At 68.4% G+C, this 24,935-nt stretch carries 19 protein-coding genes; 9 read left to right on the top strand and 10 right to left on the bottom strand.

The features are described from left to right. Positions 1 to 32: 32 nt before the first annotated feature. Positions 33 to 818: a hypothetical protein gene (locus tag VRZ77_RS14760; protein ID WP_414593399.1), complete on the top strand. Its 786-nt coding sequence runs from the start codon at positions 33 to 35 to the stop codon at positions 816 to 818. A 151-nt stretch (positions 819 to 969) separates the two neighbouring features. On the opposite strand, the gene VRZ77_RS14755 is transcribed toward VRZ77_RS14760, so the two are convergent. Further along, positions 970 to 2,004 (bottom strand): aspartate-semialdehyde dehydrogenase, encoded by a 1,035-nt coding sequence (locus VRZ77_RS14755; protein WP_414593398.1) that lies wholly within the window; start codon positions 2,002 to 2,004, stop codon positions 970 to 972. Positions 2,005 to 2,171: 167 nt separating this feature from the next. Here VRZ77_RS14755 and VRZ77_RS14750 point away from each other — a divergent pair, with 167 nt between their 5' ends. Continuing rightward, complete coding sequence (locus VRZ77_RS14750; RefSeq protein ID WP_414593397.1) at positions 2,172 to 2,762, top strand: hypothetical protein; 591 nt, start codon at positions 2,172 to 2,174, stop codon at positions 2,760 to 2,762. Positions 2,763 to 2,774: 12 nt separating this feature from the next. On the opposite strand, the gene ispG is transcribed toward VRZ77_RS14750, so the two are convergent. Both ispG and VRZ77_RS14740 read right to left on the bottom strand, forming a co-directional pair. Continuing rightward, positions 2,775 to 4,079: a flavodoxin-dependent (E)-4-hydroxy-3-methylbut-2-enyl-diphosphate synthase gene (gene ispG / locus VRZ77_RS14745; RefSeq protein WP_414593396.1), complete on the bottom strand. Its 1,305-nt coding sequence runs from the start codon at positions 4,077 to 4,079 to the stop codon at positions 2,775 to 2,777. 58 nt (positions 4,080 to 4,137) lie between these two features. Beyond that, positions 4,138 to 4,671, bottom strand: a complete 534-nt coding sequence (locus VRZ77_RS14740; RefSeq protein WP_414593395.1) for a Fur family transcriptional regulator — start codon at positions 4,669 to 4,671, stop codon at positions 4,138 to 4,140. Positions 4,672 to 4,871: 200 nt separating this feature from the next. Here VRZ77_RS14740 and VRZ77_RS14735 point away from each other — a divergent pair, with 200 nt between their 5' ends. The 3 genes from VRZ77_RS14735 to VRZ77_RS14725 all read left to right on the top strand — a co-directional run bounded on the left by VRZ77_RS14735 (position 4,872) and on the right by VRZ77_RS14725 (position 8,005). Continuing rightward, complete coding sequence (locus tag VRZ77_RS14735; RefSeq protein ID WP_414593394.1) at positions 4,872 to 5,651, top strand: 3-hydroxybutyrate dehydrogenase; 780 nt, start codon at positions 4,872 to 4,874, stop codon at positions 5,649 to 5,651. Positions 5,652 to 5,685: 34 nt separating this feature from the next. Beyond that, complete coding sequence (locus VRZ77_RS14730; protein WP_414593393.1) at positions 5,686 to 7,173, top strand: patatin-like phospholipase family protein; 1,488 nt, start codon at positions 5,686 to 5,688, stop codon at positions 7,171 to 7,173. Positions 7,174 to 7,240: 67 nt separating this feature from the next. After that, on the top strand, positions 7,241 to 8,005 hold the full coding sequence (locus VRZ77_RS14725) for an RluA family pseudouridine synthase (RefSeq protein WP_414593392.1): 765 nt from the start codon (positions 7,241 to 7,243) through the stop codon (positions 8,003 to 8,005). A gap of 1 nt (position 8,006) precedes the next feature. On the opposite strand, the gene VRZ77_RS14720 is transcribed toward VRZ77_RS14725, so the two are convergent. Continuing rightward, the gene (locus tag VRZ77_RS14720) at positions 8,007 to 8,978 is read right to left on the bottom strand and encodes a glucokinase (protein ID WP_414593391.1); all 972 of its coding nucleotides are present in this window, start codon (positions 8,976 to 8,978) and stop codon (positions 8,007 to 8,009) included. 175 nt (positions 8,979 to 9,153) lie between these two features. On the opposite strand from VRZ77_RS14720, the gene rsmB reads away from it, so the two are divergent. The 3 genes from rsmB (at position 9,154) to purH (ending at position 14,072) form a co-directional block, all read left to right on the top strand. After that, complete coding sequence (gene rsmB, locus VRZ77_RS14715; protein ID WP_414593390.1) at positions 9,154 to 10,527, top strand: 16S rRNA (cytosine(967)-C(5))-methyltransferase RsmB; 1,374 nt, start codon at positions 9,154 to 9,156, stop codon at positions 10,525 to 10,527. Positions 10,528 to 10,652: 125 nt separating this feature from the next. Next, complete coding sequence (locus VRZ77_RS14710) at positions 10,653 to 12,371, top strand: heparinase II/III family protein (protein WP_414593389.1); 1,719 nt, start codon at positions 10,653 to 10,655, stop codon at positions 12,369 to 12,371. A gap of 105 nt (positions 12,372 to 12,476) precedes the next feature. Further along, a complete protein-coding gene (gene purH, locus VRZ77_RS14705) occupies positions 12,477 to 14,072 on the top strand; it encodes a bifunctional phosphoribosylaminoimidazolecarboxamide formyltransferase/IMP cyclohydrolase (RefSeq protein WP_414593388.1) in 1,596 nt (531 codons plus the stop codon). 71 nt (positions 14,073 to 14,143) lie between these two features. Here the strand turns inward: purH and VRZ77_RS14700 are convergent, their stop codons facing one another. Beyond that, the gene (locus VRZ77_RS14700; RefSeq protein ID WP_414593401.1) at positions 14,144 to 14,836 is read right to left on the bottom strand and encodes an OmpW/AlkL family protein; all 693 of its coding nucleotides are present in this window, start codon (positions 14,834 to 14,836) and stop codon (positions 14,144 to 14,146) included. A 326-nt stretch (positions 14,837 to 15,162) separates the two neighbouring features. Here VRZ77_RS14700 and VRZ77_RS14695 point away from each other — a divergent pair, with 326 nt between their 5' ends. Further along, positions 15,163 to 20,028, top strand: a complete 4,866-nt coding sequence (locus VRZ77_RS14695) for an NAD-glutamate dehydrogenase (RefSeq protein ID WP_414593387.1) — start codon at positions 15,163 to 15,165, stop codon at positions 20,026 to 20,028. Between the two features lie 45 nt (positions 20,029 to 20,073). On the opposite strand, the gene VRZ77_RS14690 is transcribed toward VRZ77_RS14695, so the two are convergent. The 5 genes from VRZ77_RS14690 to VRZ77_RS14670 all read right to left on the bottom strand — a co-directional run bounded on the left by VRZ77_RS14690 (position 20,074) and on the right by VRZ77_RS14670 (position 24,935). Beyond that, complete coding sequence (locus tag VRZ77_RS14690; protein ID WP_414593386.1) at positions 20,074 to 20,586, bottom strand: c-type cytochrome, methanol metabolism-related; 513 nt, start codon at positions 20,584 to 20,586, stop codon at positions 20,074 to 20,076. 81 nt (positions 20,587 to 20,667) lie between these two features. Continuing rightward, a complete protein-coding gene (locus VRZ77_RS14685) occupies positions 20,668 to 21,588 on the bottom strand; it encodes an arginase family protein (RefSeq protein ID WP_414593385.1) in 921 nt (306 codons plus the stop codon). 155 nt (positions 21,589 to 21,743) lie between these two features. After that, positions 21,744 to 23,708 carry an acetate--CoA ligase gene (acs, locus tag VRZ77_RS14680; RefSeq protein WP_414593384.1) on the bottom strand — a complete coding sequence of 655 codons (1,965 nt, stop codon included), beginning with the start codon at positions 23,706 to 23,708 and terminating at the stop codon, positions 21,744 to 21,746. A gap of 118 nt (positions 23,709 to 23,826) precedes the next feature. Then, positions 23,827 to 24,555, bottom strand: coding sequence for a class I SAM-dependent methyltransferase (locus VRZ77_RS14675; protein ID WP_414593383.1), 729 nt, complete (start codon positions 24,553 to 24,555; stop codon positions 23,827 to 23,829). After that, the gene (locus VRZ77_RS14670) at positions 24,510 to 24,935 is read right to left on the bottom strand and encodes an EVE domain-containing protein (RefSeq protein WP_414593382.1); all 426 of its coding nucleotides are present in this window, start codon (positions 24,933 to 24,935) and stop codon (positions 24,510 to 24,512) included. Before VRZ77_RS14670 ends, VRZ77_RS14675 begins: the two co-directional genes overlap by 46 nt.

The following is a 24,935-nucleotide window of genomic DNA, read 5'->3' as shown; positions in this document are numbered from 1 at the left end:
GATCCCGCAAATCCTGGCTGTAGGCGCGCGACATGATCCATCTCCACCACTCCGAACGCGAAGGAAGCAGACATGCCGCGATTTGGGAATCCCGCTCTGAATCGGATCAGCCAGAAACCGCTCTAGATCATGCCCCCGAGGCTGTTGACACATTTGTTGTAAATTTACGATTTGTGGGTTTGCTCAAAACACTTTCAGGCGCAGAACGGATCATATCTCTCGATATGCTTCTCGGAGAACTTCCGGCAGCGCCAGCTCCCTCTGCTACATCGAGCGCGCCAGTCGCCCGTCGAAACTCGACAAGTATAGTCACTGCTGAGCATGCCCAGTTTGATAGTACATGTTTCTATATAGCACCAATCGGTGATGAGGGTTCCGACGCTAGAAAGCATTCGGATCTTTTTCTGGGGTCCATCGTTGAGCCTGCAATGGAGACGTTTCAACTTACGGTCATCCGGGCTGACGCTATAGATAAACCCGGAGTTATTACTCGTCAAATTATAGATTATATCATTCGATCGCGTTTGGTAATTGCGGATTTGTCTTTCCATAATCCGAATGTATTTTATGAATTGGCCCTGCGTCATGCAGTTAAGTTGCCAATTGTGCAAATAATACGTAGCGCAGATAAAGTCCCATTCGACGTAAATCAAATGAGAACGATACAAATTGATACAACGGATATATATTCGCTCGTTCCTAGGATCGATTCTTATCGATCGGAGGTGTCTAACCAAGTGCGGCGGGCATTGGAGTCCGATTATGTTGTTGATACGCCTATTTCAACGTATTTTCCAAACATGACGGTAGCGTTTTGAGTGTTGTCTGCCTGAAGATGAACCCCGCCTTTTAATAAACTTGGTGGTGCGAACGCGGGGGGCTGAGATGTCAGGCGGACCTGTCCCAAAACCGAAGAAAGGCGCCTCGCGGCGCCTTTCCGTAGTCTCAGCCTTGGATAGAAACCAGCGCTCAAGCCGCCTTCTGCTTGGGCGCCAGCAGCTTGCGGTTGACCAGCACTTCCGCGATCTGCACCGCGTTCAGCGCCGCGCCCTTGCGCAGATTGTCCGACACGCACCAGAACGACAGGCCGTTCTCGACGGTCGCGTCCTCGCGGATGCGCGAGATGTAGGTCGCGTCCTCGCCGGCCGCCTCATAGGGGGTGATGTAGCCGCCGGGCTCGCGCTTGTCGACGACCAGGATGCCCGGCGCATTGCGCAGCGCCGTGGTGGCTTCCTCGACCGTGATCGGCTTCTCGAACTCGACGTTGACCGCCTCCGAATGCGACACGAACACCGGCACGCGCACGGCGGTGCAGGTGAGCTTGATCTTCGGATCGAGGATCTTCTTGGTCTCGGCCATCACCTTCCATTCTTCCTTGGTGTAGCCGTCTTCCATGAAGACATCGATGTGCGGGATCACGTTGAACGCGATCCGCTTCGGGAACTTCTTCGCCTCGACCGGATCGGACACGAACACCGCGCGGGTCTGCGAGAACAGCTCGTCCATCGCATCCTTGCCGGCGCCGGAGACCGACTGATAGGTCGCCACCACCACGCGCTTGATGGTCGCCAGATCGTGCAGCGGCTTGAGGGCCACGACGAGCTGGGCGGTCGAGCAGTTCGGGTTGGCGATGATGTTCTTCTTGGTGAAGCCCTTCACCGCGTCGGCGTTCACTTCCGGCACGATCAGCGGCACGTCGGAATCGTAGCGCCACGCGGAAGAGTTATCGATGACCACGCAGCCCTGCGCGCCGATCTTCGGGGACCATTCCTTGGACACGTCGCCGCCGGCCGACATCAGGCAAATGTCGGTGTCGGAGAAATCGTAGTTCTCCAGGGCTTTGCACTTGAGGGTCTTGTCGCCGAACGAAACCTCGGTTCCCACCGAACGGCGGGAGGCGAGCGCGACCACCTCGTCGGCGGGAAAGCCCCGCTCGGAGAGGATGTCGAGCATTTCACGGCCCACGTTACCCGTGGCACCGACGACGGCGACCTTGTAGCCCATCACGTTTCTCCTGAAGGCCCTGCCATTCACAGGCTCGGGCGAGCGCGGGCTTTTACGCCGAAAGGTGGAGAAGGGCAAGGATGGGGCGCCTGCCGGGATTGACCCGCCCGCGGCATCCTCGCGCAGCTTGACGCCCGGCGCTGGATGGGTCCTGCTACGGATACGCCATGGATTCCTTTTCGCAGATCGCCGCCGTCGTCTCGATCATCATCGGGCTGGGCATGACCCGGCTGCTGTCGGGCGGCATCGTGCTGTTCCGCGGCCGGCATCGCTCGCGGGTGGACTGGATCCCGCTGGTCTGGGCCGGCATCCTCTTCCTCGTCATCGTGCAGTTCTGGTGGTCGGTGAACCACATCCCGCCCGGCTTCAACGGCTGGAGTATTGAGTCGGTGGTGGCGCTCTCGCTGCTCACCTGCCTGCTGTTCGTCTCGGCGGCGCTGTTGCTGCCGCAGTCCGAGGCCGATCAGGCGACCGATCTCGCTCAGTTCTTCGAGAATGAGGGCCGATGGTCGCTGCTGTTTTTCGCGCTCTACAATCTGGCGACCATCGCCGCGAACGGGTTCTTCTTCGGTGCGGATGTGCGCCAGCTCTGGGCGGCGCTTTCGCTCATCGAGGTGGCGCTGCCGCTCGTCGCGTTCTTCAGCCCCACCCGGCGGGTGCGCGCGATCACCACGCTTGGCGCGGCGGTGGTGTTCGTAGCCATCCTCGTGCTGTTCACCGATGCCCGCTTCGACGCCACGCTGCGCATGGGGTTCTGACGCGGGCCCGCCTCACTCGGCCGCGTCGACGCCCGCCGGCTTGCCCACGCCGAAACGCTTCGCCACATAGCCCTCGACGATCTTCTTGAAATCCTCGCGCAGGCTCGCGCCCCGCAGCGTGTGGACCTTCTTGCCGTCGATATAGACCGGGGCGGTCGGGAACTCGCCGGTGCCGGGCAGCGAGATGCCGATATCGGCGTGCTTGCTCTCGCCCGGCCCGTTCACGATGCAGCCCATTACCGCGACATTGAGCGTCTCGACGCCGGGATAATGCTTCTTCCATTCCGGCATCGAGGTGCGGATGAAGTCCTGCACCTCGAAGGCCAGTTCCTGGAAGGTGGTGGAGGTGGTGCGCCCGCAGCCGGGGCAGGCGGCGACCAGCGGCACGAAGGTGCGCAGGCCCATGGTCTGCAGCATTTCCTGCGCCACCGTCACCTCGCGGGTGCGGTCGCCGCCGGGCTCGGGGGTGAGCGAGACGCGGATGGTGTCGCCGATGCCCTGCTGGAGCAGCACGCCCATGGCCGCCGTCGAGGCGACGATGCCCTTGGAGCCCATGCCGGCCTCGGTGAGCCCGAGATGCAGCGCGTAATTCGAGCGCCGCGCCATCTCGGCGTAGACCGTGATCAGGTCCTGCACCGCCGAGACTTTGGCGGAAAGAATGATCTTGTCGCGTGGCAGGCCGATCTCCTCGGCCAGCGCCGCCGACATCAGCGCCGAGCGCACCAGCGCCTCGCGGGTCACGGCGCGGGCCTCGGCCGGGCGGGGCAGGCGCGCATTCTCGTCCATCAGCCGGGTGAGCATGTCGCCGTCGAGAGAACCCCAATTGGCGCCGATGCGCACCGGCTTGCCGTGTTTGATCGCCAGCTCGACGATGGTGGTGAAATGCCGGTCGCGCTTCTCGCCGAAGCCGACATTGCCGGGATTGATGCGGTACTTGTCGAGCGCGGCCGCGCAGTCCGGGAAATTCGCCAGCAGCAGGTGGCCGTTATAGTGGAAGTCGCCGACGATCGGGGTGTCTAACCCCATCTTGAGCAGGCGCTCCTTGATCTCGGGCACCGCGGCGGCCGCTTCCTCGCGGTCCACCGTGATGCGCACGATCTCCGAACCGGCGCGGGCGAGCGCGGCGATCTGCCGTGCGGTGCCGGCGGCGTCCGCCGTATCGGTGTTCGTCATGGACTGCACCACGACCGGTGCGCCGCCGCCAACCGTGACCGAGCCGACCTTTACCGCGACCGTGTCACGGCGCGCGGCGGGTCCGGCGGCTTCAAGCTCGGGGGCGACGACGGGGGCGGGCGAGACGGTCGATGCGACGCTCATGGGCGCGTGGGCTCCGGTGCAACGGGCATCATCGGGTTAGGACGCCGGCGCGGCGGCGTCAACCGGCGGCCGCGGACGCGCCTTGCCGCACCGGCGCGGCCTCGCAGCGCGCGCAGGTGCCGGCGATCTCGATCACCGGCGTGCGGGGCGTGAAGCCGGCGGCCCGTGTCGCCCAGGCGAGATCGCGGCCGATGGCGTGGGAGGCGACCTCCGAGGTCAGCCCGCAGCGCTCGCAGATCAGGAACACGATCACGTCATCGCGGCCATGCGCGCGCCCGCAGGCCATGTAGGCGTTGCGGCTCTCGATCCGGTGGGCGAGCCCTTCGGCGACCAGGAAGTCGAGCGCGCGATAGACCGACATCGGCGCCGGCCGGTCGCCGCTGGCGCCGAGCCGCTCCACCAGATCATAGGCGCCGAGCGGGGCATGGCTGTCCGCCAGCGCTTCCAGAACCCGGCGGCGCAACGGCGTCAGGCGCGCGCCGCGCTCCTCGCAGCACGCCTGCGCCCGCGCCAGCGCATCGGAGACGCAGGTGCTGTGATCGTGGTCGTGGGCGCCATGATCGCGGGATTCGGGGCGGGCGGAAGCGTTCATGCGACGATCGTACTCCAGCGCTAGAAAACGGGAAACCATGGATGCATCATGACGATAGGCAATTGGTCTGCGCGCGATGATTAGCCTTTGCAGCCGGGGTCGTCGTGGTAACGTCCGGTATGTAGGAACGCACACGGCAGAATGCGACCGCGCGAGCGCGGCGTCTGTCGTCCGGTCAGGTCACTTCAGGAGCGCCTTCTATGCTTAAGGGAAAGAACGCCGTCGTCACCGGCTCGACCAGCGGTATCGGCCTCGCCATCGCCCGTGCGCTGGCGGCCGAAGGGGTGAACGTCACCCTGAACGGCTTCGGCGACGCCGCCGCGATCGAGAAGGAGCGTGCCGGCATCGAGAGCGAGTTCGGCGTCAAGGCGATTTATTCCGCCGCCGACCTCACCAAGGGCTCGGAATGCGCCGCTCTGGTGAAGTTCGCCGAGGACACGCTGGGCTCGGTCGACATCCTGGTGAACAATGCCGGCGTGCAGCACGTCTCGCCGGTCGAGGATTTCCCGGACGACAAGTGGGACCTCATCATCGCGCTGAACCTCTCCGCCGCCTTCCACGCCATCAAGGCCGCCGTGCCGGGCATGAAGGCGCGCAAATGGGGCCGTATCATCAACACCGCCTCGGCCCATGCGCTGGTGGCCTCGCCCTTCAAGTCGGCTTACGTTTCCGCCAAGCACGGCATTGCCGGGCTGACCAAGACCGTGGCACTGGAGACCGCGACCTTCGGCATCACCGTGAACGCGATCTGCCCCGGCTATGTCTGGACCCCGCTGGTCGAGAAGCAGATTCCCGACACCGCCAAGGCCCGGGGCATCAGCGAGCAGGAGGTCAAGGAGTTCCTGCTGGCCGAGCAGCCGACCAAGGAATTCGTCACCGTCGACCAGGTGGCGGCCCTCGCCGTGTTCCTCGCCGGCGACAGCGCCCGTTCGATCACCGGCTCCCTGCAGCAGATCGACGGCGGCTGGGTCGCCGAGTGAGCCGGCAGCGCTGAGCGGACAGGAGGAGAACGACGTGGCCGAACGCCCGAAGACGACACGGGGCGCCGCCCGGGCCCGCAAGCCCGGCAGCGCCGCTTCCGCCACCTCGACCGACGCCGCGCCGGCGGCGGCTGGGGCGCCGGTCGAGGCCGCCCCGGCGAAGGCCGCGTCGTCGAAGCCGGTTGCCGGGACGGCCGCCAAACCCGCCCGCAAGGCGGTCGCCAAAGCAGCGGCCAAGCCCGCCGCCACGTCGGAAGCCAAGCCGGCTCGCAAGTCGGTCGCCAAGGCCGCGGCGACGCCGGAAACCGCGTCCGCCCGTGCCGAGAAGGCGCCCCCCAAGGAGGTGCCGCCCGCGGCCTCGCCGGCCGACGTCTCGCCCGAGACGCTGGCCGGCGCTCTCGCGCCCAACGGCCCGACCGGGGCGGCGGCGGTCAAGCGCGAGCGTGATGTGCCGGAGGCGGTGAAGGTGGCGCGCCGGCGCGGCGGCACCAATCTCAAGCCGCTCAACCTCGCGCTTCAGGGCGGCGGCGCGCATGGCGCCTTCACCTGGGGCGTGCTCGACCGGCTGCTGGAGGACGGGCGCATCGTCGTCGAGGGCATTTCCGGCACCAGCGCCGGCGCGATGAACGCGGCGGTGCTGGCCTCGGGTCTCGCGCGCGACGGCAATGAGGGTGGTCGCGAGGCACTCAACAATTATTGGCGCGGCGTCTCCAAGGATGGCCGCACCAGCCCGCTTCAGCGCACCCTGCTGGACCGGCTGCTCGGCAACTGGTCGCTGAACATGAACCCGGCCTATGTCACCATGGATGTGATGAGCCGGTTCTTCTCGCCCTACGATCTCAATCCGCTGAACATCAATCCGCTGATGGATCTGATCGAGGAGCATGTGGATTTCGACGCGGTGCAGTCGTGCTCCCATGTCCACGTCTTTGTCTCCGCCACCAACGTGCACACCGGCAAGGCGCGGGTGTTCTCAAAGAAGGAGCTGACCCCGGCCGCGATCATGGCCTCCGCCTGCCTGCCCTTCATGTTCCAGGCGGTGGAGATCGACGGCGTGCCGTATTGGGACGGCGGCTACATGGGCAACCCGGCCATGTTCCCGTTCTACGATGCGGTGAAGACCGACGACATCTTGCTGGTGCAGATCAACCCGATCATCCGCCGCGAGACGCCTAAGACCGCCCGCGACATCAACAACCGGATGAACGAGATCACCTTCAATGCCTCGCTGCTCGCCCAGCTACGCGCGGCGGAGTTCGTCGGGCGCCTGTTGAACCAGGGCAAGCTGTCCGAGAAGGGCGACGGCGTCGACGGCTACCGCAACCTGCGCATGCACCGCATCGACGGCGCGGAGAAGCTGGTGGCGCTCGACGCTTCCACCAAGATGAACGCCGAGTGGGAGTTCCTGCAATTCCTGCGCGACATCGGCCGCGAGGCCGCCGAAACCTTCCTCGAAAAGCATTTCGACGACATCGGCGTGCGCTCGACCCTCGATGTGCACGAGGAACTGACGCGCAGCTGAGTGCTGGGGCTCGCGCGAGGCGCGGGCCCCCTCGACGCGCCGTCGGCTTTGTGGTGAGAAGCGGGGCATGGAACAGCCCGCCACATCCACCACCGTCGCAGCTTCCGACGGCATCGCCGCGCGCGTACTTCATCGCGACGGCATGATGCTGGTGATCGACAAGCCGCCCGGGCTACCCGTTCACAAGGGGCCGAAGGGCGGCGAGACGCTGGCCGACCATCTCGATGATCTGCGCTTCGGCCTGCCGAATGCGCCCGAGCTGGCGCACCGGCTCGACAAGGACACCTCCGGCTGCCTCGTGCTCGGCCGCCACCGCAAGGCGCTGGCCGATCTCGGCCGCGCCTTCGCCGACGGCACGGTGGGCAAAACCTATGTCGCCGTGGTGCGCGGCGTGCCGGCGCAGCCGCGCGGGCGCATCGAGCTGCGTCTTGCCAAGCGCTCGCCCCATCGCGGCTGGTGGATGGCGGTCGATCCTTCCGGGCAGGAGGCGATCAGCGAGTGGCAGGTACTGGCGGCTGGCGAGGGACTTTCGGTGCTCGCCCTGTCGCCGCTCACCGGCCGCACGCACCAGCTCCGCGTCCATCTCGACGCCATCGGCCATCCGATCCTTGGCGATCAGATTTATGGCGGGGCCTCGCGCCTGCCAGGCGGGCCGATCCTGCACCTGCATTCGCGCCGCGTGGTGCTGCCCGGCCGCAAGGGGCGCGAGCCGATCGACGTGCGCGCCCCGCTCCCTGCCCATATGCGGGCGACGCTGGAGAGCGCCGGGTTCGAGGCCGCCGCCATCGAGGCGCTGGCCGACGCGGCGGCATTCACCAAGCGGGCAGGCTAGCTCAGACCAGGTGAAGGCCGGGCTTCAGCCCCGCCGCCAGCCGTGCGCCGATCTGGCCGCAGCCGAACAGTCCCGGCGTCGCGTGGGTGATGATGTGGATCGGCATCGCGGCGAGGCGCGGCTGGTGCGGGGGGTGGTCCTCGAACATCTCGCGGAATTCCGAGCCGGCGAAGAATGGCGCCAGCGCGGCCGAGACCCCGCCCGCCAGAAACACGCCGCCGCGCGCATTGATGGTGAGCGCGAGGTCGCCGGTGATGCGGCCGAACAGCCGCAGGAAGATGCGGCAGGTCTCCAGCGCGTCCGCCTCGCGCCGCGTGGCGGCGGCGATCACCGCTTCCGGCGACAGCTTCTCGCCGGAAAAGATGTAATGGATGCGCGCCAGCCCCGAGCCGGACAGCGCGTGCTCCACCACCGGTGTGCCGAGCTCGCGCACCAGATGAGCAAGCAGCCGCGCCTCCTCCGAATTCACCGCGCCGAGCCGCATGCGCCCGCCCTCTCCGGTGATGGGGTGGAAGCGCCGGCCGATGGTGAGCAGCCCGGCGACGCCGAAGCCGGTGCCGGGGCCGCAGATCAGCATCGGCCCCTTGGGCACGGCGCGGCCGGCGCCGACCGGCACCAGATCGTCCGCCGTGAGCGCGGGTACGCCATAGGCCAGCGCCTCGAAATCATTGACCGCCTCCAGCTTCTGCCACCCGAAATGCCGGCGCATCGCCCGCTTGGAGAACGCCCAGTCGCGATTGGTCAGCTTCACGGCGTCGCCGTCCACCGGCCCCGCCACGGCGAGCACCGCACCGCCGATCGCCGGACGGGTGCCGGCGGGGCGGGCGGCGATGTCGGCCTCGATCAGCGCCTCGAAGCCGGCGAAATCATCGTTGCGGTGGATGCGGATATCGGTCGGCACGCCGTCCGTGCCGACGAGGGCGAGGCGGGAGGAGGTGCCGCCAATGTCGGCGATCAGGATCAGATGCGGCATGAAATTCCTGCACAGTACGAGCGAAGCACGACGACATGATTGGAGCCAATCTGGCCCTCATAGACAAGCCCCGAAGCCGGAACAGGTTGCAGCGAACCGGTTTCATGCAACGCCTTCTTGCCCCGGCTTCATGGCGAGGTTGCGTTCCGGCGCCCGCGCGCCTAGTTCCTCCCCCATGAACGATGCACCGCGCCGCCCATCGAGGCCCAGCCCGTCCCAGTCCCGCCCCGCCGCTCCGGGCCGCACGCCGCCCGATCTGCCGGGCCTGTCGGCGCGGCGCGCGGCGGTGGACGCTGTTCTGGCGGTGCTGGAGAGCGGCCGGCCGCTGGAAGAGAGCCTCGATCGCCTCACGCGGGAGCTGGAGGAGCGCGACCGCGCGCTGGCGCGGATGATCGCCGCGACCGTGCTGCGGCGGCTCGGCACGCTGCGCGCCTTGCTGCGCGCGGTGATGGAGCGCCCGCTGGGCGAGCGCGCCCTGCGCGCGGAAATCATCCTGCTGGCCGGCGCCGCGCAGATCCTGATGATGGACGTGCCCGACCACGCGGCGGTGGCCACCAGCGTCAGCTTGGCGAGCGAGAATGCCGCGACCGCCGGCTTCAAGGGCCTGATCAACGCCGTGCTGCGCCGGATCGCGCGGGAAGGCGCCGCGGTCCTCGCTGCGCTGCCCGAGCCGCCGCTCGACCTGCCGCTGTGGATGGTCGAGGGCTGGAGCGCCGCCTATGGCGCGGAGGAGGGGCTGCGAATCGCGCGGGCGCTCGGCACCGAGGCGCCGCTGGACATCACCGTGAAATCCGACCCGCAAGGCTGGGCGGAGCGGCTCGGCGGCCGGCTGCTGCCGACCGGAAGCATCCGCCTGCCCGAGGCCGGCAACATCACGGCGCTGCCCGGTTTCGACGAGGGCGCATGGTGGGTGCAGGATGCCGCCGCCGCGCTGCCGGCGCGGCTCATTCACGCCCGGCCGGGCATGGCGGTTGCGGACATGTGCGCCGCGCCGGGCGGCAAGACCGCCCAGCTCGCCAGCGCCGGGGCGAGCGTGACGGCGGTGGACCGCTCCGGCTCCCGGCTGAAGCGGCTGCGCCAGAATCTTGACCGCCTCGGCCTTGAGGCCGTGATCGTCGAGGCCGATGCCGCCTCGTGGGAGGGCGGGCCGTTCGACGCCATCCTGATCGACGCACCGTGCTCGGCGACCGGCACCATCCGCCGCCATCCGGATGTGGCGTGGACCAAGGGGCCGGGCGACATCGCCAGCCTCAAGGCGCTGCAGTCGCGCCTGCTGCGCCACGCCGCCAACCTGCTGAAGCCGGGCGGCATCCTGGTCTATTCCACCTGCTCGCTGGAGCCGGAGGAGGGCGAGAAGCAGATTGAATCGCTGCTCGCCTCCCGCGCTGACCTGTCGCGCGATCCGGTTCGCCCCGGCGAATGCGGCATCGCCCCGGAATGGATCAATGCGGCGGGCGAGGTGCGCACGCTGCCGTTCCACCTGCCCGACACCGAGCCCCGCCTGTCCGGCCTCGACGGCTTCTTTGCCGCCCGGCTGCGCCGCGCGTGAGCGAGAGTACCCAGGACAACCCGCCGGCAGCGGCGGGACGGCTGGACGTGCGTTCGCGCTTGGCTAAGCTGTTCCCATGGGGACGCCTGCGCGACATACGCCCGGAAACAGGGGATAAGCCACTGATGGCCCGCGATTTCTACGCGGATCGTGCGCGTGTCGCGCGATTCGCGACGGATTTCGGCTGGCGCCGCCTTTGCGTGCGCGCGATGCGCCATCCGTTCGCCCGCTGGTTCACGCGGCCGGTGTCGGTGCCCTCGCGCCTGCTGTTCGCGCCGCACGATCTGCGCACCGGCGACCCCACGAGGGCGCACGAATTCTACTCCGGCCGCTTCGCCTTCGCCGGCAAGGTGGTGACCACCGACGGCGCCTCGCCGTTCGAGATGGTGCCACCCTCGCGCGAATGGGCGGAGGAGCTGATGAGCTTTTCCTGGCTGCGCCATCTCCAGGCCGCCGGAACCCCGATCGCGCGGGCCAATGCACGGGCGCTGGTCGGCGACTGGATCGCCTCCGGCGCCCATCGCGACCCCGCCGCCGCCGCGCCCGACGTCGCCGCGCGGCGCGTGATCAGCTGGCTGACGCAGGCGCCGCTGATTCTCCAGTCCGCCGACGCGGTCTTCCACCGCCGTTTCCTGCGCAGTCTCGCCGCGCAGGTGCGCTATGTCCGCAGCGTCCAGCGCTATGCCCGCGACGGCCGCCCGCGCCTCATCTGCGCGCTGGCGCTGTGCTTCGCCGGCCTGTGCATGGCCGACCAGCCGCGCCTTTTGCGCTCGGGCCAACGCCGGCTGACCGAGGAACTGGAGCGGCAGATTCTCGCCGATGGCGGCCATGTCGGGCGCGACCCCGGCGCGCTGATCGAGCTGCTGCTCGACCTGCTGCCGTTGCGCCAGAGCTTTGCGGTGCGCCATCTGCCGCCGCCGCCGGCACTGCTGAACGCCATCGACCGCATGATGCCGATGCTGCGCTTCTTCCGCCATGTCGACGGCTCCTTCGCGCATTTCAACGGCATGGGGCCGACACCGGCGGACTGGCTCGCCACCGTGCTCGCCTATGACGATGCGCGCGGCCGACCGCTCTCCAATGCGCCCTATTCCGGCTATCAGCGCATGGAGGCGGGCGGCACGGTGCTGATCGCCGATACCGGCGCGCCGCCGCCGATCCCGGTCAGCCACGAGGCCCATGCCGGCTGCCTGTCCTTCGAACTGTCGAGCGGGCGCAACCGGCTGGTGGTCAATTGCGGCATGCCCGCCACCGGGCGCGAGGGCTGGCGCGCCACCGCCCGCCAGACCGCCGCCCATTCCACCGCCGTGATCGAGGAGACGTCCTCGTGCCGTTTCGTCGCCGGCGGGCTGATGAAGCGGCTGTGCGGCACGCCTGTGCTCGAAGGCCCGTCCGACCTGCGGATCGACCGCGCGCCGCGCGGCGGGGCCGATGTGCTGCTGGCGAGCCATGACGGCTATGCCCGCCGCTTCGGCGTGGTGCACCAGCGCTCCTGGCGGCTCTCGCCCGATGGCGGGCGGCTCGATGGCGAGGACCTGTTCCGCGTCGCCCATGGCGAGGAATTCACCAGCGACCAGCGCGAAGGCTACGCCATCCGCTTCCACCTCCACCCGCTGGTGCGCCCCTCGCGCGCGGCCGACGGGCATACGGTGCTGCTGCACATGCCGGATGGCGACGACTGGGCGTTCACCGCCCCCGAGGTCGCGGTCAGCATCGAGGAGAGCATCATGCTCGCGGCCAATGGCGGGGCGCGGCGCACCGAGCAACTGGTCATCGTGGGCCATGCCCGCGACATGCCGCGTGTTTCCTGGACCTTCATGCGGGTTCACGGGCTGGCGTCGTAGCGCGCCCCTCGCCGGTGCGGGGCTGCATTGCCGAGCGGGAAGGTTCACGCCGGGGCGCGGACGTGGTACGCGGCGCCACTCCCTGCAACAGCCCCGGCCGCATCCATGTCCTCCGACGCGACTTCCTCCGATATCCGTCCCATCGCCCGCGCCCTGCTGTCGGTCTCCGACAAGACCGGGCTGGTGCCGTTCGCGCAGGCGCTCGCCGCCCATGGCGTGGAGTTGGTCTCGACCGGCGGCACCCGCAAGGTGCTGGCCGAGGCCGGGCTGAGCGTGCGCGACGTCTCCGACCTCACCGGCTTCCCGGAGATGATGGACGGACGGGTGAAGACCCTGCACCCCAACGTGCATGGCGGCATCCTCGCCATCCGCGCCGATGCCGGCCACTGCGCCTCGATGAAGGAGCACGGCATCGTGCCGATCGATCTGGTGGTGGTGAATCTCTACCCGTTCGAGGAGACGGTGGCGCGGGGCGCGGGTTTCGACGAATGCGTCGAGAACATCGACATTGGCGGGCCGGCGATGATCCGCGCCGCCGCCAAGAACCATCACGACGTCACGGTGGTGGTCGATCCTTCCGCCTATGAGACCGTGCTGACCGAGATCAGCACGCTGGGCGGCACCACCGGCATTACCCGCCGCAAGCTGGCGCAGGCGGCCTATGCCCGCACCGCCTCCTATGACGGGGCGATCGCGGGCTGGTTCGCGAGCGTGGAGGGCGACGCCGCCCCGGCCCGCCGGGTTTTCGGCGGCCGCCTCGCCGAGGCGTTGCGCTATGGCGAGAACCCGCATCAGGAAGCCGCCTTCTATGTCGGCGGCACCCCGCGCGCGGGTGTGGCCACCGCGCGCCAGCTCCAGGGCAAGGCGCTGTCCTATAACAACCTCAACGACACCGACGCCGCCTTCGAGGCGGTGGCCGAGTTCGACCCGACCCGCGCTCCGGCGGTGGTGATCGTCAAGCACGCCAATCCCTGCGGCGTGGCCGAAGGGCCGACACTGGTCGAGGCCTACCGCAAGGCGCTGGCCTGCGACCCGACCTCCGCCTTTGGCGGCATCGTGGCGCTGAACCGCACGCTGGACGCGGACGCGGCCCGCGCCATCGTGGACATCTTCACCGAGGTGATCGTCGCCCCGGACGCGACCGACGAGGCGATCGCCATCGTCGGCTCCAAGAAGAACCTGCGCCTGCTGGTGACCGGCGCCCTGCCGAACCCGCGCGCGGGCGGCCTCGCCGTCAAGTCGCTGGCCGGCGGCTTCCTGGTGCAGTCGCGCGACAATGCCGTGGTCGACGACATGGAGCTGAAGGTGGTGACCAAGCGGGCGCCGACCGAGGCCGAGCTCGCCGACATGGCGTTCGCCTTCCGCGTCGCCAAGCATGTGAAATCCAACGCCATCGTCTACGCCAAGGACCTCGCCACGGTCGGTATCGGCGCCGGGCAGATGAGCCGGGTTGATTCGGCCCGCATCGCCGCGCGCAAGGCGCTCGACGCCGCCGGCCTTGCCGAGCCGCTGACCAAGGGCTGCGTGGTGGCTTCCGACGCGTTCTTCCCGTTCGCCGACGGGCTGATCACCGCCATCGAGGCCGGCGCCACCGCCGTGATCCAGCCGGGCGGCTCGATCCGCGACGCCGACGTGATCGCGGCCGCGGATGCGGCGGGCATTGCCATGGTGTTCACCGGCGTGCGGCACTTCCGGCACTGAGCCGGTTGTTTCTCGGCCAATAAAAAAGCGGGGCAAATGCCCCGCTTTTTCATGTCCGGTATCCGGCGCGATCAGAAGCGATAGGTGACGCCCACGCCGATCAGCCACGGGTTGAGGTCGGCCTGGCCGGTCAGCGCCGCGCCGCCGACGTCGATGTCGAAATCCGGCTCCAGGAAGATCTTCTTCACGTCGACGTTGAAGCCCCAGTGCTCGTCGATCATGTAGTCGAAGCCGGCCTGCAGCGCGAAGCCCCAGGCGCCCTTGACGTCGATGTCGGAGGCGACGCCCTTGGCGGACTGGTCGAAGAAGAAAGTGTAGTTCACGCCGGCGCCGACATAGGGCTTGAACGCGCCGAAATCGGTGAAGTGGTACTGCAGCGTGAGGGTCGGGGGCAGCAGCCACACTTCGCCGACCTTGCCGAGCGCGTCGATGGTGCCGGCGCCGCTGATGTCATGCGGGGTGACGCCGAGGATGAGTTCGGCCGCCCAGTTCTTGGTGAAGTAGTAGGTGATGTCGAGCTCAGGCACGACCGCGCTGGAATAATCGAGGTCCGAGCCCGGAATCTGGTCCACGACACCGCCATCGGTCGGCAGGACGTAAAGCGCGCGGATGCGAATCTGCCAGGGGCTCTGCTCCTCGACCACCGGGATCACCGGCGCCTTGTAGACCGGCGTCGAGATGTCGGCAGCGCTCGCCGCATGGACGCCACCGAACGTGGCGAGAGCCGCCACGGCGGCAAGGCTGGAAATTGCGGAACGACGCATCGACATGAGGCAACCCCTTTAAATCCCCCGGGCCGGATGTCTGTCATCGGCCGCCCCGCATTCCTCGCGCCATCGGCATCACGCGGGTTTGATCCACGTCAACCGCCTGTATGCGGGCCATCTTGTGTGACCATCCGGCAACAATCGCGCCGGGCCGTATTGTCATGAGGCCGAGGGGTATAAGCTGCGATCCTGGGCCCGGCCGGGTCCATGAAGGCCAAGACGTCCGTGAAGGACGACAGGCTGCCGTGATGTTGTTGCCCGCGGCGGCACGATGATTCGAGCGCGTTCCCGGCGGGGGCGGGCTCCAAGGGGAGGTGCAGAGCATGGGTATCGAAGGTTTCCTCGCCAGCGAGGACGAACGCGTCGCGCGCCAGCTTGTCGAGCAGGCCGACCTGATCCTTCAGGCGATGGACGACGAGGTGCCTTCGCAATTCGCCAGCCGCCTGTTCGGGCGCGCGGTCGCCGAGGATGTGCGGCTCTATACGCCCCATGAGCTGGTCGCGCTGACGCGCCTTGCCTTCGATCATCTGAAGACCCGACGTCCGGGCACCGCCGACATCCGCCTCATCCAGCCCGACGCCGTGGACGGCGGCGAGCGGCTGGCGAGTGTCACCGTGGTCGAGATCGTCAATGACGACATGCCATTCCTGCTCGATTCGGTAACGGCGGCGCTGAACGCGCACGCGCTCACCGCCTCGCTGGTGGTGCACCCGATCCTCGCCGTGGAGCGCGACGGCGAGGGAGTGCTGCAGGGCCTTGCCGCGCCGGGCGAGAAGCCGGCGGGCCGGATGCGGCGCGAGAGCCTCATCCACATCCATGTGCCGCGCATCGAGGATGCAGAGGCGCGCGAGGCGCTCATCGCCGAACTCGCGGCCGTGCTGGCGCAGGTGCGCTCGGCGGTCCATGCGTGGCAGCCGATGATGAAGGAAGTCGCGGCCGCCGTCGCCGAGCTGCGCGAAGCGCCGGCCGGCGTGCCGCGCGAGGAGGTCGACGAGGCGGTCGCCTTCCTCGAATGGCTGCTGGATGGCAATTTCACCTTTCTCGGCTCGCGCAATTACGACGTCGCGGAAGCCGGCGCCGGCCGCCCGACCCTCGCCAATTTCCGCCGCCGCATGACCGACGCGCTCGGCCTGTTGTCGGATTCGGACATGCGCCTGTTCCGCCCGCCGGTCGACGATACGGAGGCGGTAAGTGCGGACCTGACCCAGGTCCTGGCCGCGCCGAGCCCGCTCATCGTCACCAAGTCGCGCACGCTGTCGCTGGTGCACCGGCGGACCTGGATGGATGTGGTGGTGGTGAAGCGCTACGATGCCGAAGGCCGCGTGCGCGGCGGGCTGTGCATCGCCGGCCTGTTCACCAACACCGCCTATGCCTCTTCGGTGTCGGACGTGCCGCTGCTGCGCCGCAAGGCGGCGGACGTGCTGGCCCGCGCCGGCTTCGAGGCCGCCAGCCATTCCGGGCGGGCGCTGGTCAAGGTGCTGGAAAGCTATCCGCGCGACGACCTGTTCCAGATCGATCCCGCCTCGCTCTATCCCTTCACGCTGGCGATCCTTCAGCTCGACGAGCATCCGCGCGTGCGGGTGCTGGCCTGGCGCGAACGGTTCGACCGCTTTGTCTCGGTGTTGGTCTTTGTGCCGCGCGACCGCTACGGCAGCGAGGTGCGGGCGCGCATCGGTGCTCTGCTGGCCGAGAGCTTCGGCGGGACGGTGCGGGACTTCCGCCCGCTGTTCATGGACGGCCCGCTCACCCGCGTGCATTTCACCATCGAGCTGTCCGGCGCCCGCGCGCCGGAGCCGAGCCGGACCGAGCTGGAAGCCAGGGTCGCCCAGATCATCCAGACCTGGAACGACGCCTTCGCGAGCGCGCTCTCCGTGGTGTTCCCGCCCGAGGCAACGGCCCGGCTGAAGGCGCGCTATGGCGAGGCGTTCCCGGCAGGCTACCAGGACAATTATTCCCCCGAGGCCGCGCTCGCCGATCTGCGCCTCATCGAGAAGCTGAACGAGGCCAACCCGGTCGCGATCGACTTCCACCGCCCCGCACGCCGGGTCGGGCGCGAGCGCGTGGCGCTGAAGGTGCTGAGCTACGGCACGCCGCGCCTGCTCTCCGAACGCGTGCCGCTGCTTGAGGCCATGGGCTTCATCGTGGTCGACGAGCGCACCTTCACGCTGGAGCCGGCCGAGGCCGCGCCGACCTATGTCCACGACATGGTGCTGGCGCGCCGGGGTGGCGGAGAGATCGAGCTGGAGGCGCTGGAGAGCCGGCTGCACGCCTGTCTCATGGCGGTGCTGCGCGGGCAGGCCGAGAGCGACGGCTTCAACGCGCTGGTGCTCAACGCCCGGCTCGGCTGGCGCGACATCGTGATGCTGCGCACGCTCGCCCGCTATCTGCGCCAGATCGGCATCCCGTTCAGCCAGGACTATCTGTGGGAGACGCTGAACCGGCATCCCGCCATCGTCGACCGGCTGGTCGCGCTGTTCCACGCCCGCTTCGACGAGGGCGCGGATGAGGGCCGGGCGGCGCGCGAGGAGGCGATCCGCGCCGAGATCGAAACCGCTCTGGCCGAGGTGCAGAGCCTCGACGAGGACCGCATCCTGCGCCGCTTCGCCAATCTGATCGAGGCGGCCTTGCGCACCAATTTCCATCAGGCCGGGCAGGGCGGACTCCCGCCGGCCACGCTGGCGGTGAAGTTCGACAGCCGGCGCGTCGAGGGCCTGCCGCTGCCGCGCCCGCTGTTCGAGATCTTCGTTCACTCGCCCCGCGTCGAGGGCATACATCTGCGCTTTGGCCGGGTGGCGCGCGGCGGCCTGCGCTGGTCCGACCGGCCGCAGGATTTCCGCACCGAGGTGCTGGGACTCGTGAAGGCGCAGCAGGTGAAGAATGCGGTGATCGTGCCGGTGGGCGCCAAGGGCGGCTTCGTGCCCAAGCAGCTTCCCTCCGGCCCGCGCGAGGCGGTGCAGGCGGAAGGCACGGAAGCCTACAAGCTGTTCGTCTCCTCGATGCTCGACCTCACCGACAATATCGACGGCGCGGCCATCGACCATCCCGCCCATGTGGTACGTCACGACGCCGACGATCCCTATCTGGTGGTCGCCGCCGACAAGGGCACCGCGACCTTCTCCGACACCGCCAACGCGCTGTCGCAGGCGCGCGGCTTCTGGCTGGGCGATGCCTTCGCCTCGGGCGGCTCGGTCGGCTACGATCACAAGGCGATGGGCATTACCGCGCGCGGCGCCTGGGAGGCGGTGCGCCGGCATTTCCGCGAGATGGACACCGATATCCGCGTGACCCCGTTCACCGTGGCCGGCGTCGGCGACATGTCGGGCGACGTTTTCGGCAATGGCATGCTGCTGGAGAACACCATCAAGCTGGTCGCCGCCTTCGACCATCGCGACATCTTCCTCGACCCGACGCCCGATCCCGTGGCCTCCTTGAAGGAACGCCAGCGCCTGTTCGCGCTGCCGCGCTCCTCCTGGCAGGACTACGACAAGAGCCTGATCTCGGCCGGGGGCGGGGTGTTCTCGCGCGCGGCGAAGTCGATTCCGCTGGCGCCTGCGGTGCGCGAGGCGCTGGGCTTCGACAAGGCCACCGCCTCGCCTGCCGAGGTGATGAGCGCCATTCTCAAGGCGCCGGTGGACCTGATCTGGTTCGGTGGCATCGGCACCTATATCCGTGCCTCCTCCGAGACCGACGCCCAGGCCGGCGACCGCGCCAATGACGCGATCCGCATCACCGGTGCCGATGTGCGCGCCAGGGTGATCGGCGAGGGCGCCAATCTCGGCGTCACCCAGCGCGGGCGCATCGAGGCCGCGCGCAAGGGCGTGCGGCTCAACACCGACGCCATCGACAATTCGGCGGGCGTGAACACCTCCGACGTCGAGGTGAACATCAAGATCGCCATCGGCCCAGCGGCGCGCGACGGGCGGCTGGACGACGAAGCCCGCAAGGCGCTGCTGGTCTCGATGACCGACGAGGTGGCGGCGCTGGTGCTGCGCAACAACTATCTGCAGACGCTGGCGCTCTCGCTCGCCCAGAGCCAGGCGCTGGCCGAACTCGGCTTCCACCAGCGGCTGATGCAGCAATTGGAGGCGCGTGGCCTGCTCGACCGCGCGGTCGAGTTCCTGCCCTCCGACGCCGAGCTGACCGAGCGGCGCGGGCGCGGGGAGGGGCTGACGCGGCCCGAACTCGCCGTGCTGCTGGCCTATGCCAAGCTCACCGCCCATTCCGACCTGCTCGACACCGACGTGCCGGACGATCCGTATCTGGCCGGCGAACTCACCGCCTATTTCCCGCCCGAGCTGCGCGAGCGGCTGCCCGACGGCATCGAGGGGCATCGTCTGCGCCGCGACATCATCGCGACCCAGCTCTCCAACGCCATGATCAATCGCGGCGGCCCGGCCTTCGCCGCGCGGCTCGCCGACGAGACCGGGGCGGATATCGGCTCGATCGCCAAGGCCTTTGCCGCCACCCGCGACGGCTTCGGCGTCGAGGCGCTGAGCGACGAGATCGACGCGCTGGACGGCACCGTGCCGGGTGCGGTGCAGCTCGACCTCTACGCCACGGTGCAGGAACTGCTGCGCGACCGCACCGTGTGGTTCCTGCGCAATGTCGATCTGCGCCAGAGCCTCGACGAGCTGGTCGCGCATTATGCGTCCGGCATCGCCCCGGTGACCGAGGCGCTGACCGGCGTGGTGCGCGAGCTGGTGCCGGAGGAGACCCGCGCGCTCTATGACGCCCGCATCGCCGGCTGGGTGCAGGCCGGCGTGCCGGAGCCGCTGGCCCGGCGCGTGGCGCGGCTGCCCTCGCTGGAGAACGCGACCGACATCGTGATGATCGCCGACCGCACCAAAGCGGACCTCGTCGATGTCGCGGCGACCTTCTTCGCGGTGGGGCTGCATTTCCGGCTCGACCGCGTGCTCGGCGCGGCGCGTCACATCTCGGTGCCGGATTATTACGACCGGCTGGCGCTCGACCGCGCTCTGGCGCAGTTCGAGGTCGGCGTGCGCCGGCTCACCGCCGAGGTGCTCGACGGCTATGGCTCGGGTGCCGAAGGGGTGGAGAAATGGGCGGCTGCGCGCGGCGCCGAGGTGGAGCGCGCCCGCAACGGCGTGCACGAGATCGCCGGCTCGGGCTTGTCCGTCTCCAAGCTCTCGGTGGCGGCCAGCCTGATCGGCGATCTGGTCAAGGGCTGAGGCGGGGGCGGGCGTCAGGCCCGCCACTCCCTTCGCTCGGGCGCATCAGCCCAGGCACTCATCCTCGGTCTTGCTGTAGCCGGCGGGCTTGGGCGCCACCTTCTGCGGCTGGCCGCGATCCAGCGCGCCGTCCGAGCGCGCGCGCAGATAGACGAAAATGGCGTCGATGAAGCACATCACGTTCGGGTCGTTGCCGAGCGCGGGCATGACGAGGTCCTGGCTGGCGCTGACGTTCTTCTTGCCGTTGGTTACGGTGTCGAGGAACTGGCTGTAGCTCAGCGTCTTCAGCGCATCGACCAGCGAGGGGCCGAAGCTGGAGCCGAGCCCGTCCGGGCCGTGGCATTGCAGGCAGTTGGCGCCGTAGCGCAGATAGCCGATCGATGTGTACCAGTCGACGGTGCCGTCCTTGTCGATCTTGAAGGTCGGGTTGCCCTGCGCGTCGCTGTATTCGCCGTCGGACGAGCTGGCGGCGGCGGGGTCGCCGGTGCCGTCGGCCTGAAGCGGCGACGACGCGACGAGAAGAAGGGCGGCAAGCGCCACCCCGGCCATGATCTTCATGCAAACCTCCCGGCGCCCCGACCTGTTGTTTTGTGTCGGATCGCCGGGGCGCAAGGATGCTCGCGCCGACAGGGGTGGCGGTCAAGCGCGCGAGCAGCCCTGCCGGACGATGGCACCGATGGCGTTCACGATGAGCCGCGCGGCGGTGAGTGCGGAGAGGTTGTCGATATCGGCGGGCGGGTAAAGCTCCACGAGGTCGAAGCCCGCGATCCGGCCACGCTTTCCGATTCCGGCGATCAGGTCGATGGCCTGGGTATAGCTGAGCCCGCCCGGCGTGCGGGCGGCGACGCCGGGCATGACGCCGGGATCGAGGCCGTCGCAGTCGAGCGTGATCACCACCCGCGCGCCCTCGGGGATATGGCGCAGCGCGGCGTCGACGCCATGGGCATGAACTTCGCGGGCGGTGACGAAGCGGCTGCCATAACGCCGCGCCGCCTCGATCTCCTCAACCCGCGCGCTGCCGACGCTGCGCAGGCCGACCTGCACCATGCCGGCGACATGGCCCATCTCGCTGGCCCGGCGCATCGTGCTGGAAAAGCCGAGGAGCTCGCCATAGCGCTCGTCGCGCCAGTCGATATGGGCGTCGATCTGCAGCACCCAGACCGGGCCGTGGCCGGCGAAGGCGGCAAGGAAGGAGATCGGCACGGAATCGTCGCCGCCGATCAGGATCGGCACCGCGCCCATGGCGAGAACGCCGCGCGTCGCCGCCTCAATCCGCGCGCGGTTGCCATCATTGTCGTCCGGTGCGCTCGGGATGTTGCCGGTATCGATGCAGCAGATCGGCCCGCCGTCGAACAGCGGGCCGCCGAGGTCGAAATCCCAGTGCTCCACCAGCGCCGCGTCCTCCGCGCTCGCCGCCCGGATCGCGTCGGCGGCCAGCGCGTGACCACCGCTGTCCATGCCGGGATAGGTGGTGCCGTGGCCAGCGCCGAGGATCACGGCGCGGGGCGCCCGTCCCCCGGGCAGGCGCTCGGGCAGGCCGAGAAAACGCGGAAAGGTCATGTCGCGGCGGCGGGGTTGCGTCCGCTCCCATAAAGGGAGGGCGGGGTGAGGGGCCCCGCGAGCTTAGTGCCTTTTCGAACCAAGCAGGATTCCGGTTTGCGTCTTCGGCCGGCGGGCAGACCGAGCCGGGGCGCTCGGCCCCGGCTGCGGAAGGCTCACGCCACGGCGTGCTTCTTGTTCTGGCGGTGGGTGATCAGATCCTCAACCACGCCGGGATCGGCCAGCGTCGAGGTGTCGCCGAGGCTGCCGAACTCGTCCTCGGCGATCTTGCGCAGGATGCGACGCATGATCTTGCCGGAGCGGGTCTTGGGCAGGCCGGGGGCGAACTGGATCAGGTCCGGCGAGGCGATCGGGCCGATCTCCTTGCGCACCCACACCACCAGCTCCTTGCGCAGCTCCTCGGTCGGCTCCTCGCCCGCCATCAGCGTGACATAGGCATAGATGCCCTGGCCCTTGATGTCGTGCGGATAGCCGACCACGGCGGCCTCGGACACCTTGGGATGGGCGACCAGGGCGCTTTCCACCTCGGCCGTGCCCATGCGGTGGCCGGAGACGTTGATCACGTCGTCGACGCGGCCGGTGATCCAGTAATAGCCGTCGGCGTCACGCCGGCAGCCGTCGCCGGTGAAGTACTTGCCGGGATAGGTCGAGAAATAGGTCTGCATGAAGCGCTCATGGTCGCCATAGACCGTGCGCATCTGGCCGGGCCATGAATCGGTGATCACGAGATTGCCCTCGCAGGCGCCTTCCAGAACCGCGCCTTCCGCGTCCACGATCTGCGGCTTGACGCCGAAGAACGGGCGCGTCGCCGAGCCGGGCTTGAGCTTGGTGGCGCCGGGCAGCGGGGTGATGAGGATGCCGCCGGTCTCGGTCTGCCACCAGGTATCGACGATCGGGCAGCGCTCATTGCCGACCACGCGGTGATACCATTCCCAGGCTTCCGGATTGATCGGCTCGCCGACCGAGCCGAGCAGGCGGAGCGACGCACGGGAGGTCTTCTTCACCGGCTCGTCGCCGGACTGCATCAGGGCGCGGATCGCGGTCGGGGCGGTGTAGAAGATGTTGACCTTGTGCTTGTCGATCACTTCCCAGAAGCGGGAGTTCGACGGGTAGTTCGGCACGCCTTCGAACATCAGCGTGGTCGCGCCGTTGGCCAGCGGGCCGTAGACGATGTAGCTGTGGCCGGTCACCCAGCCGATATCGGCGGTGCACCAGTAGATGTCGCCCTCGTGGTAGTCGAAGACATACTGGTGGGTCATCGCGGCGTAGACCAGATAGCCGCCCGTGGTGTGCAGCACGCCCTTGGGCGTTCCGGTGGAGCCCGAGGTGTAGAGGATGAACAGCGGGTGTTCGGCCTCGACATGGGCGGCCGGGCACTCGCTGGTCACGAGGTCGGCGGCCTCGTGGTACCAGACGTCGCGGCCGGGCTTCATGTCGACGGTGCCGCCGGTGCGGCGCACGACGATGACGTGATCGACCTCGCTGCCGGAAGTGGCGGCCTTGGCGATGGCGGCGTCGACATTGGCCTTGAGCGGCACCTTGCGGCCGCCGCGCAGGCCCTCGTCGGCGGTGATGATGACCTTGGAATCGCAGTCGACGATGCGGCTCGCCAGGCTATCCGGCGAGAAGCCGCCGAACACCACCGAATGCACCGCGCCGAGCCGCGCGCAGGCCAGCATGGCATAGGCGGCCTCGGGGATCATCGGCATGTAGATGGTGACGCGGTCGCCCTTCTCCACATTGCGGTTGCGCAGCACATTGGCGAAGCGGCACACCTCGTCGTGCAGTTCGCGATAGGTGATCGAGCGCGATTCCGACGAGTCGTCACCTTCCCAGATGATCGCGACCTGATCGCCGCGAGTCTCCAGATGCCGGTCGATGCAGTTCCAGGCGACATTGGTCACGCCGTCCTCGAACCATTTGATCGAGACCGCGCCCGGCGCATAGGAGGTGTTCTTCACCTTGGAATAGGGCTTGAACCACTCGATGCGCTTGCCGTGCTCGCCCCAGAACGAGTCGGGATCGGTAACGGAAGCTTCGTACATCGCCTTGTAGCCGCGCTCGTCGAGGAAGGCGCGCTGGGCCCAGGCGGCGGGGACGTCATAGACATGTTCGGACATTGGCGTTCTTCCCTTCACGCTGGCGCGATCGCGCCTTTTTGCTTCTGGCAAATTATGGGCAGGTGCTCGCGTGCCGACAAGCGGAGCGCCGCGAGACTTTGGTCGTGAGGCAAATTGCTTACGACGACCGGCCGAGGGCGTGGGGCGCAAGATGGCGCGGCCGCCACACCGCTGTGCGCTTGATCTCACAATCCTCCAGCTCGCGCGAGACCGGTACGCCATATTCGGCGAGCTTTTCCAGCGCGTCGCGCGGCAGGTAGGTGCGGCCGGGATCGCCGATCAGCACCCGCGCGCCGCGCGCGGACAGGGCGAGCAACCAGGCGAACACCCGCGCGCTGAGCTCGCGCTCATAGGCGATGTCGCCCGCCAGCACCACATCCCAGCCGCCATCGCTACCGATCAGGTCGGCGCCGGTGGGGGTGATGGCGTCGACGCCGTTGAGCTGCGCGTTGAGCGTGATCGCGGCTTGCGCGAACCGGTCGATATCGGCCGCCTCGACCGATGCCGCGCCGGCCTTCATCGCGGCAATGGCGACGAGGCCGGAACCCGAGGCAAAATCCAGCACGCGACGGCAGGCCACCAGCTCGGGATGGTCGAGCACATGGCGGGAGAGCGCCTGCCCGCCGGCCCAGGCGAAGGCCCAGAACGGCGGCGGCAGCCCGATCTCGCCCAGCTCCTCCTCGGTGCTCTGCCAGATCGGCACCGCCTCGCTGGCAAGGTGCAGGGTGATCTCGGGCACCATCGGCACCGGCAGCGGCCGGGTCTGCGCGCGGATGAAGGCGTGGGGATCCCTGACGGCGCTCACCGGGGCGCGCCGGCGCGGGACATCTCCAGCACGATCGCCCATTCCTCGTCCGTCACCGGCTGCACCGAGAGGCGCGAGAACTTCATCAGCGCCATTTCCGACAGGCGCGGCTCGGCCTTGACGGCGGCGAGCGTGACCGGGTTCGGCAGCGCCTCCACCGCTTTAATGTCGACCATGACGAACTTGCCGGTCGGGTCGGAGGGATCGGGATAGGCTTCGCGGATCACCTCGACGACGCCGACGATCTCCTTGCCCTCGTTGGAGTGATAGAAGAAGCCGCGATCGCCGATCTTCATCGCCAGCAGCTGCTGCTTGGCGAGGTGGTTGCGCACGCCGTCCCAATGCGTGCCCTTGGCGCCGGCGGCGACCTGCTGGTCCCAGGACCATTTGAAGGGTTCGGACTTGTAGAGCCAGTGGGCCAT

Origin of the sequence: Ancylobacter sp. G4_0304 (assembly GCF_047501495.1) — a bacterium.
Lineage (GTDB): Bacteria > Pseudomonadota > Alphaproteobacteria > Rhizobiales > Xanthobacteraceae > Ancylobacter.
The sequence above is the reverse complement of the archived record's forward strand: the minus strand, read 5'-3'. Positions and strand labels throughout refer to the sequence as shown.

Bases quoted from the DNA above. Each gene is read 5' to 3' on its own strand.
- VRZ77_RS14755 (WP_414593398.1), bottom strand. From the start codon at position 2,004: ATGGGCTACAAGGTCGCCGTCGTCGGTGCCACGGGTAACGTGGGCCGT.
- VRZ77_RS14720 (WP_414593391.1), bottom strand. From the start codon at position 8,978: ATGCCGCATCTGATCCTGATCGCCGACATTGGCGGCACCTCCTCCCGC.
- purH (WP_414593388.1), top strand. From the start codon at position 12,477: ATGTCCTCCGACGCGACTTCCTCCGATATCCGTCCCATCGCCCGCGCC.
- VRZ77_RS14740 (WP_414593395.1), bottom strand. From the start codon at position 4,671: ATGAACGCTTCCGCCCGCCCCGAATCCCGCGATCATGGCGCCCACGAC.
- VRZ77_RS14700 (WP_414593401.1), bottom strand. From the start codon at position 14,836: ATGCGTCGTTCCGCAATTTCCAGCCTTGCCGCCGTGGCGGCTCTCGCC.
- VRZ77_RS14695 (WP_414593387.1), top strand. From the start codon at position 15,163: ATGGGTATCGAAGGTTTCCTCGCCAGCGAGGACGAACGCGTCGCGCGC.
- VRZ77_RS14675 (WP_414593383.1), bottom strand. From the start codon at position 24,555: ATGGGCGATCGTGCTGGAGATGTCCCGCGCCGGCGCGCCCCGGTGAGC.
- VRZ77_RS14735 (WP_414593394.1), top strand. From the start codon at position 4,872: ATGCTTAAGGGAAAGAACGCCGTCGTCACCGGCTCGACCAGCGGTATC.
- VRZ77_RS14750 (WP_414593397.1), top strand. From the start codon at position 2,172: ATGGATTCCTTTTCGCAGATCGCCGCCGTCGTCTCGATCATCATCGGG.
- VRZ77_RS14670 (WP_414593382.1), bottom strand. From the start codon at position 24,935: ATGGCCCACTGGCTCTACAAGTCCGAACCCTTCAAATGGTCCTGGGAC.
- rsmB (WP_414593390.1), top strand. From the start codon at position 9,154: ATGAACGATGCACCGCGCCGCCCATCGAGGCCCAGCCCGTCCCAGTCC.
- VRZ77_RS14725 (WP_414593392.1), top strand. From the start codon at position 7,241: ATGGAACAGCCCGCCACATCCACCACCGTCGCAGCTTCCGACGGCATC.
- VRZ77_RS14710 (WP_414593389.1), top strand. From the start codon at position 10,653: ATGGCCCGCGATTTCTACGCGGATCGTGCGCGTGTCGCGCGATTCGCG.
- ispG (WP_414593396.1), bottom strand. From the start codon at position 4,079: ATGAGCGTCGCATCGACCGTCTCGCCCGCCCCCGTCGTCGCCCCCGAG.
- VRZ77_RS14760 (WP_414593399.1), top strand. From the start codon at position 33: ATGATCCATCTCCACCACTCCGAACGCGAAGGAAGCAGACATGCCGCG.
- VRZ77_RS14685 (WP_414593385.1), bottom strand. From the start codon at position 21,588: ATGACCTTTCCGCGTTTTCTCGGCCTGCCCGAGCGCCTGCCCGGGGGA.
- acs (WP_414593384.1), bottom strand. From the start codon at position 23,708: ATGTCCGAACATGTCTATGACGTCCCCGCCGCCTGGGCCCAGCGCGCC.
- VRZ77_RS14690 (WP_414593386.1), bottom strand. From the start codon at position 20,586: ATGAAGATCATGGCCGGGGTGGCGCTTGCCGCCCTTCTTCTCGTCGCG.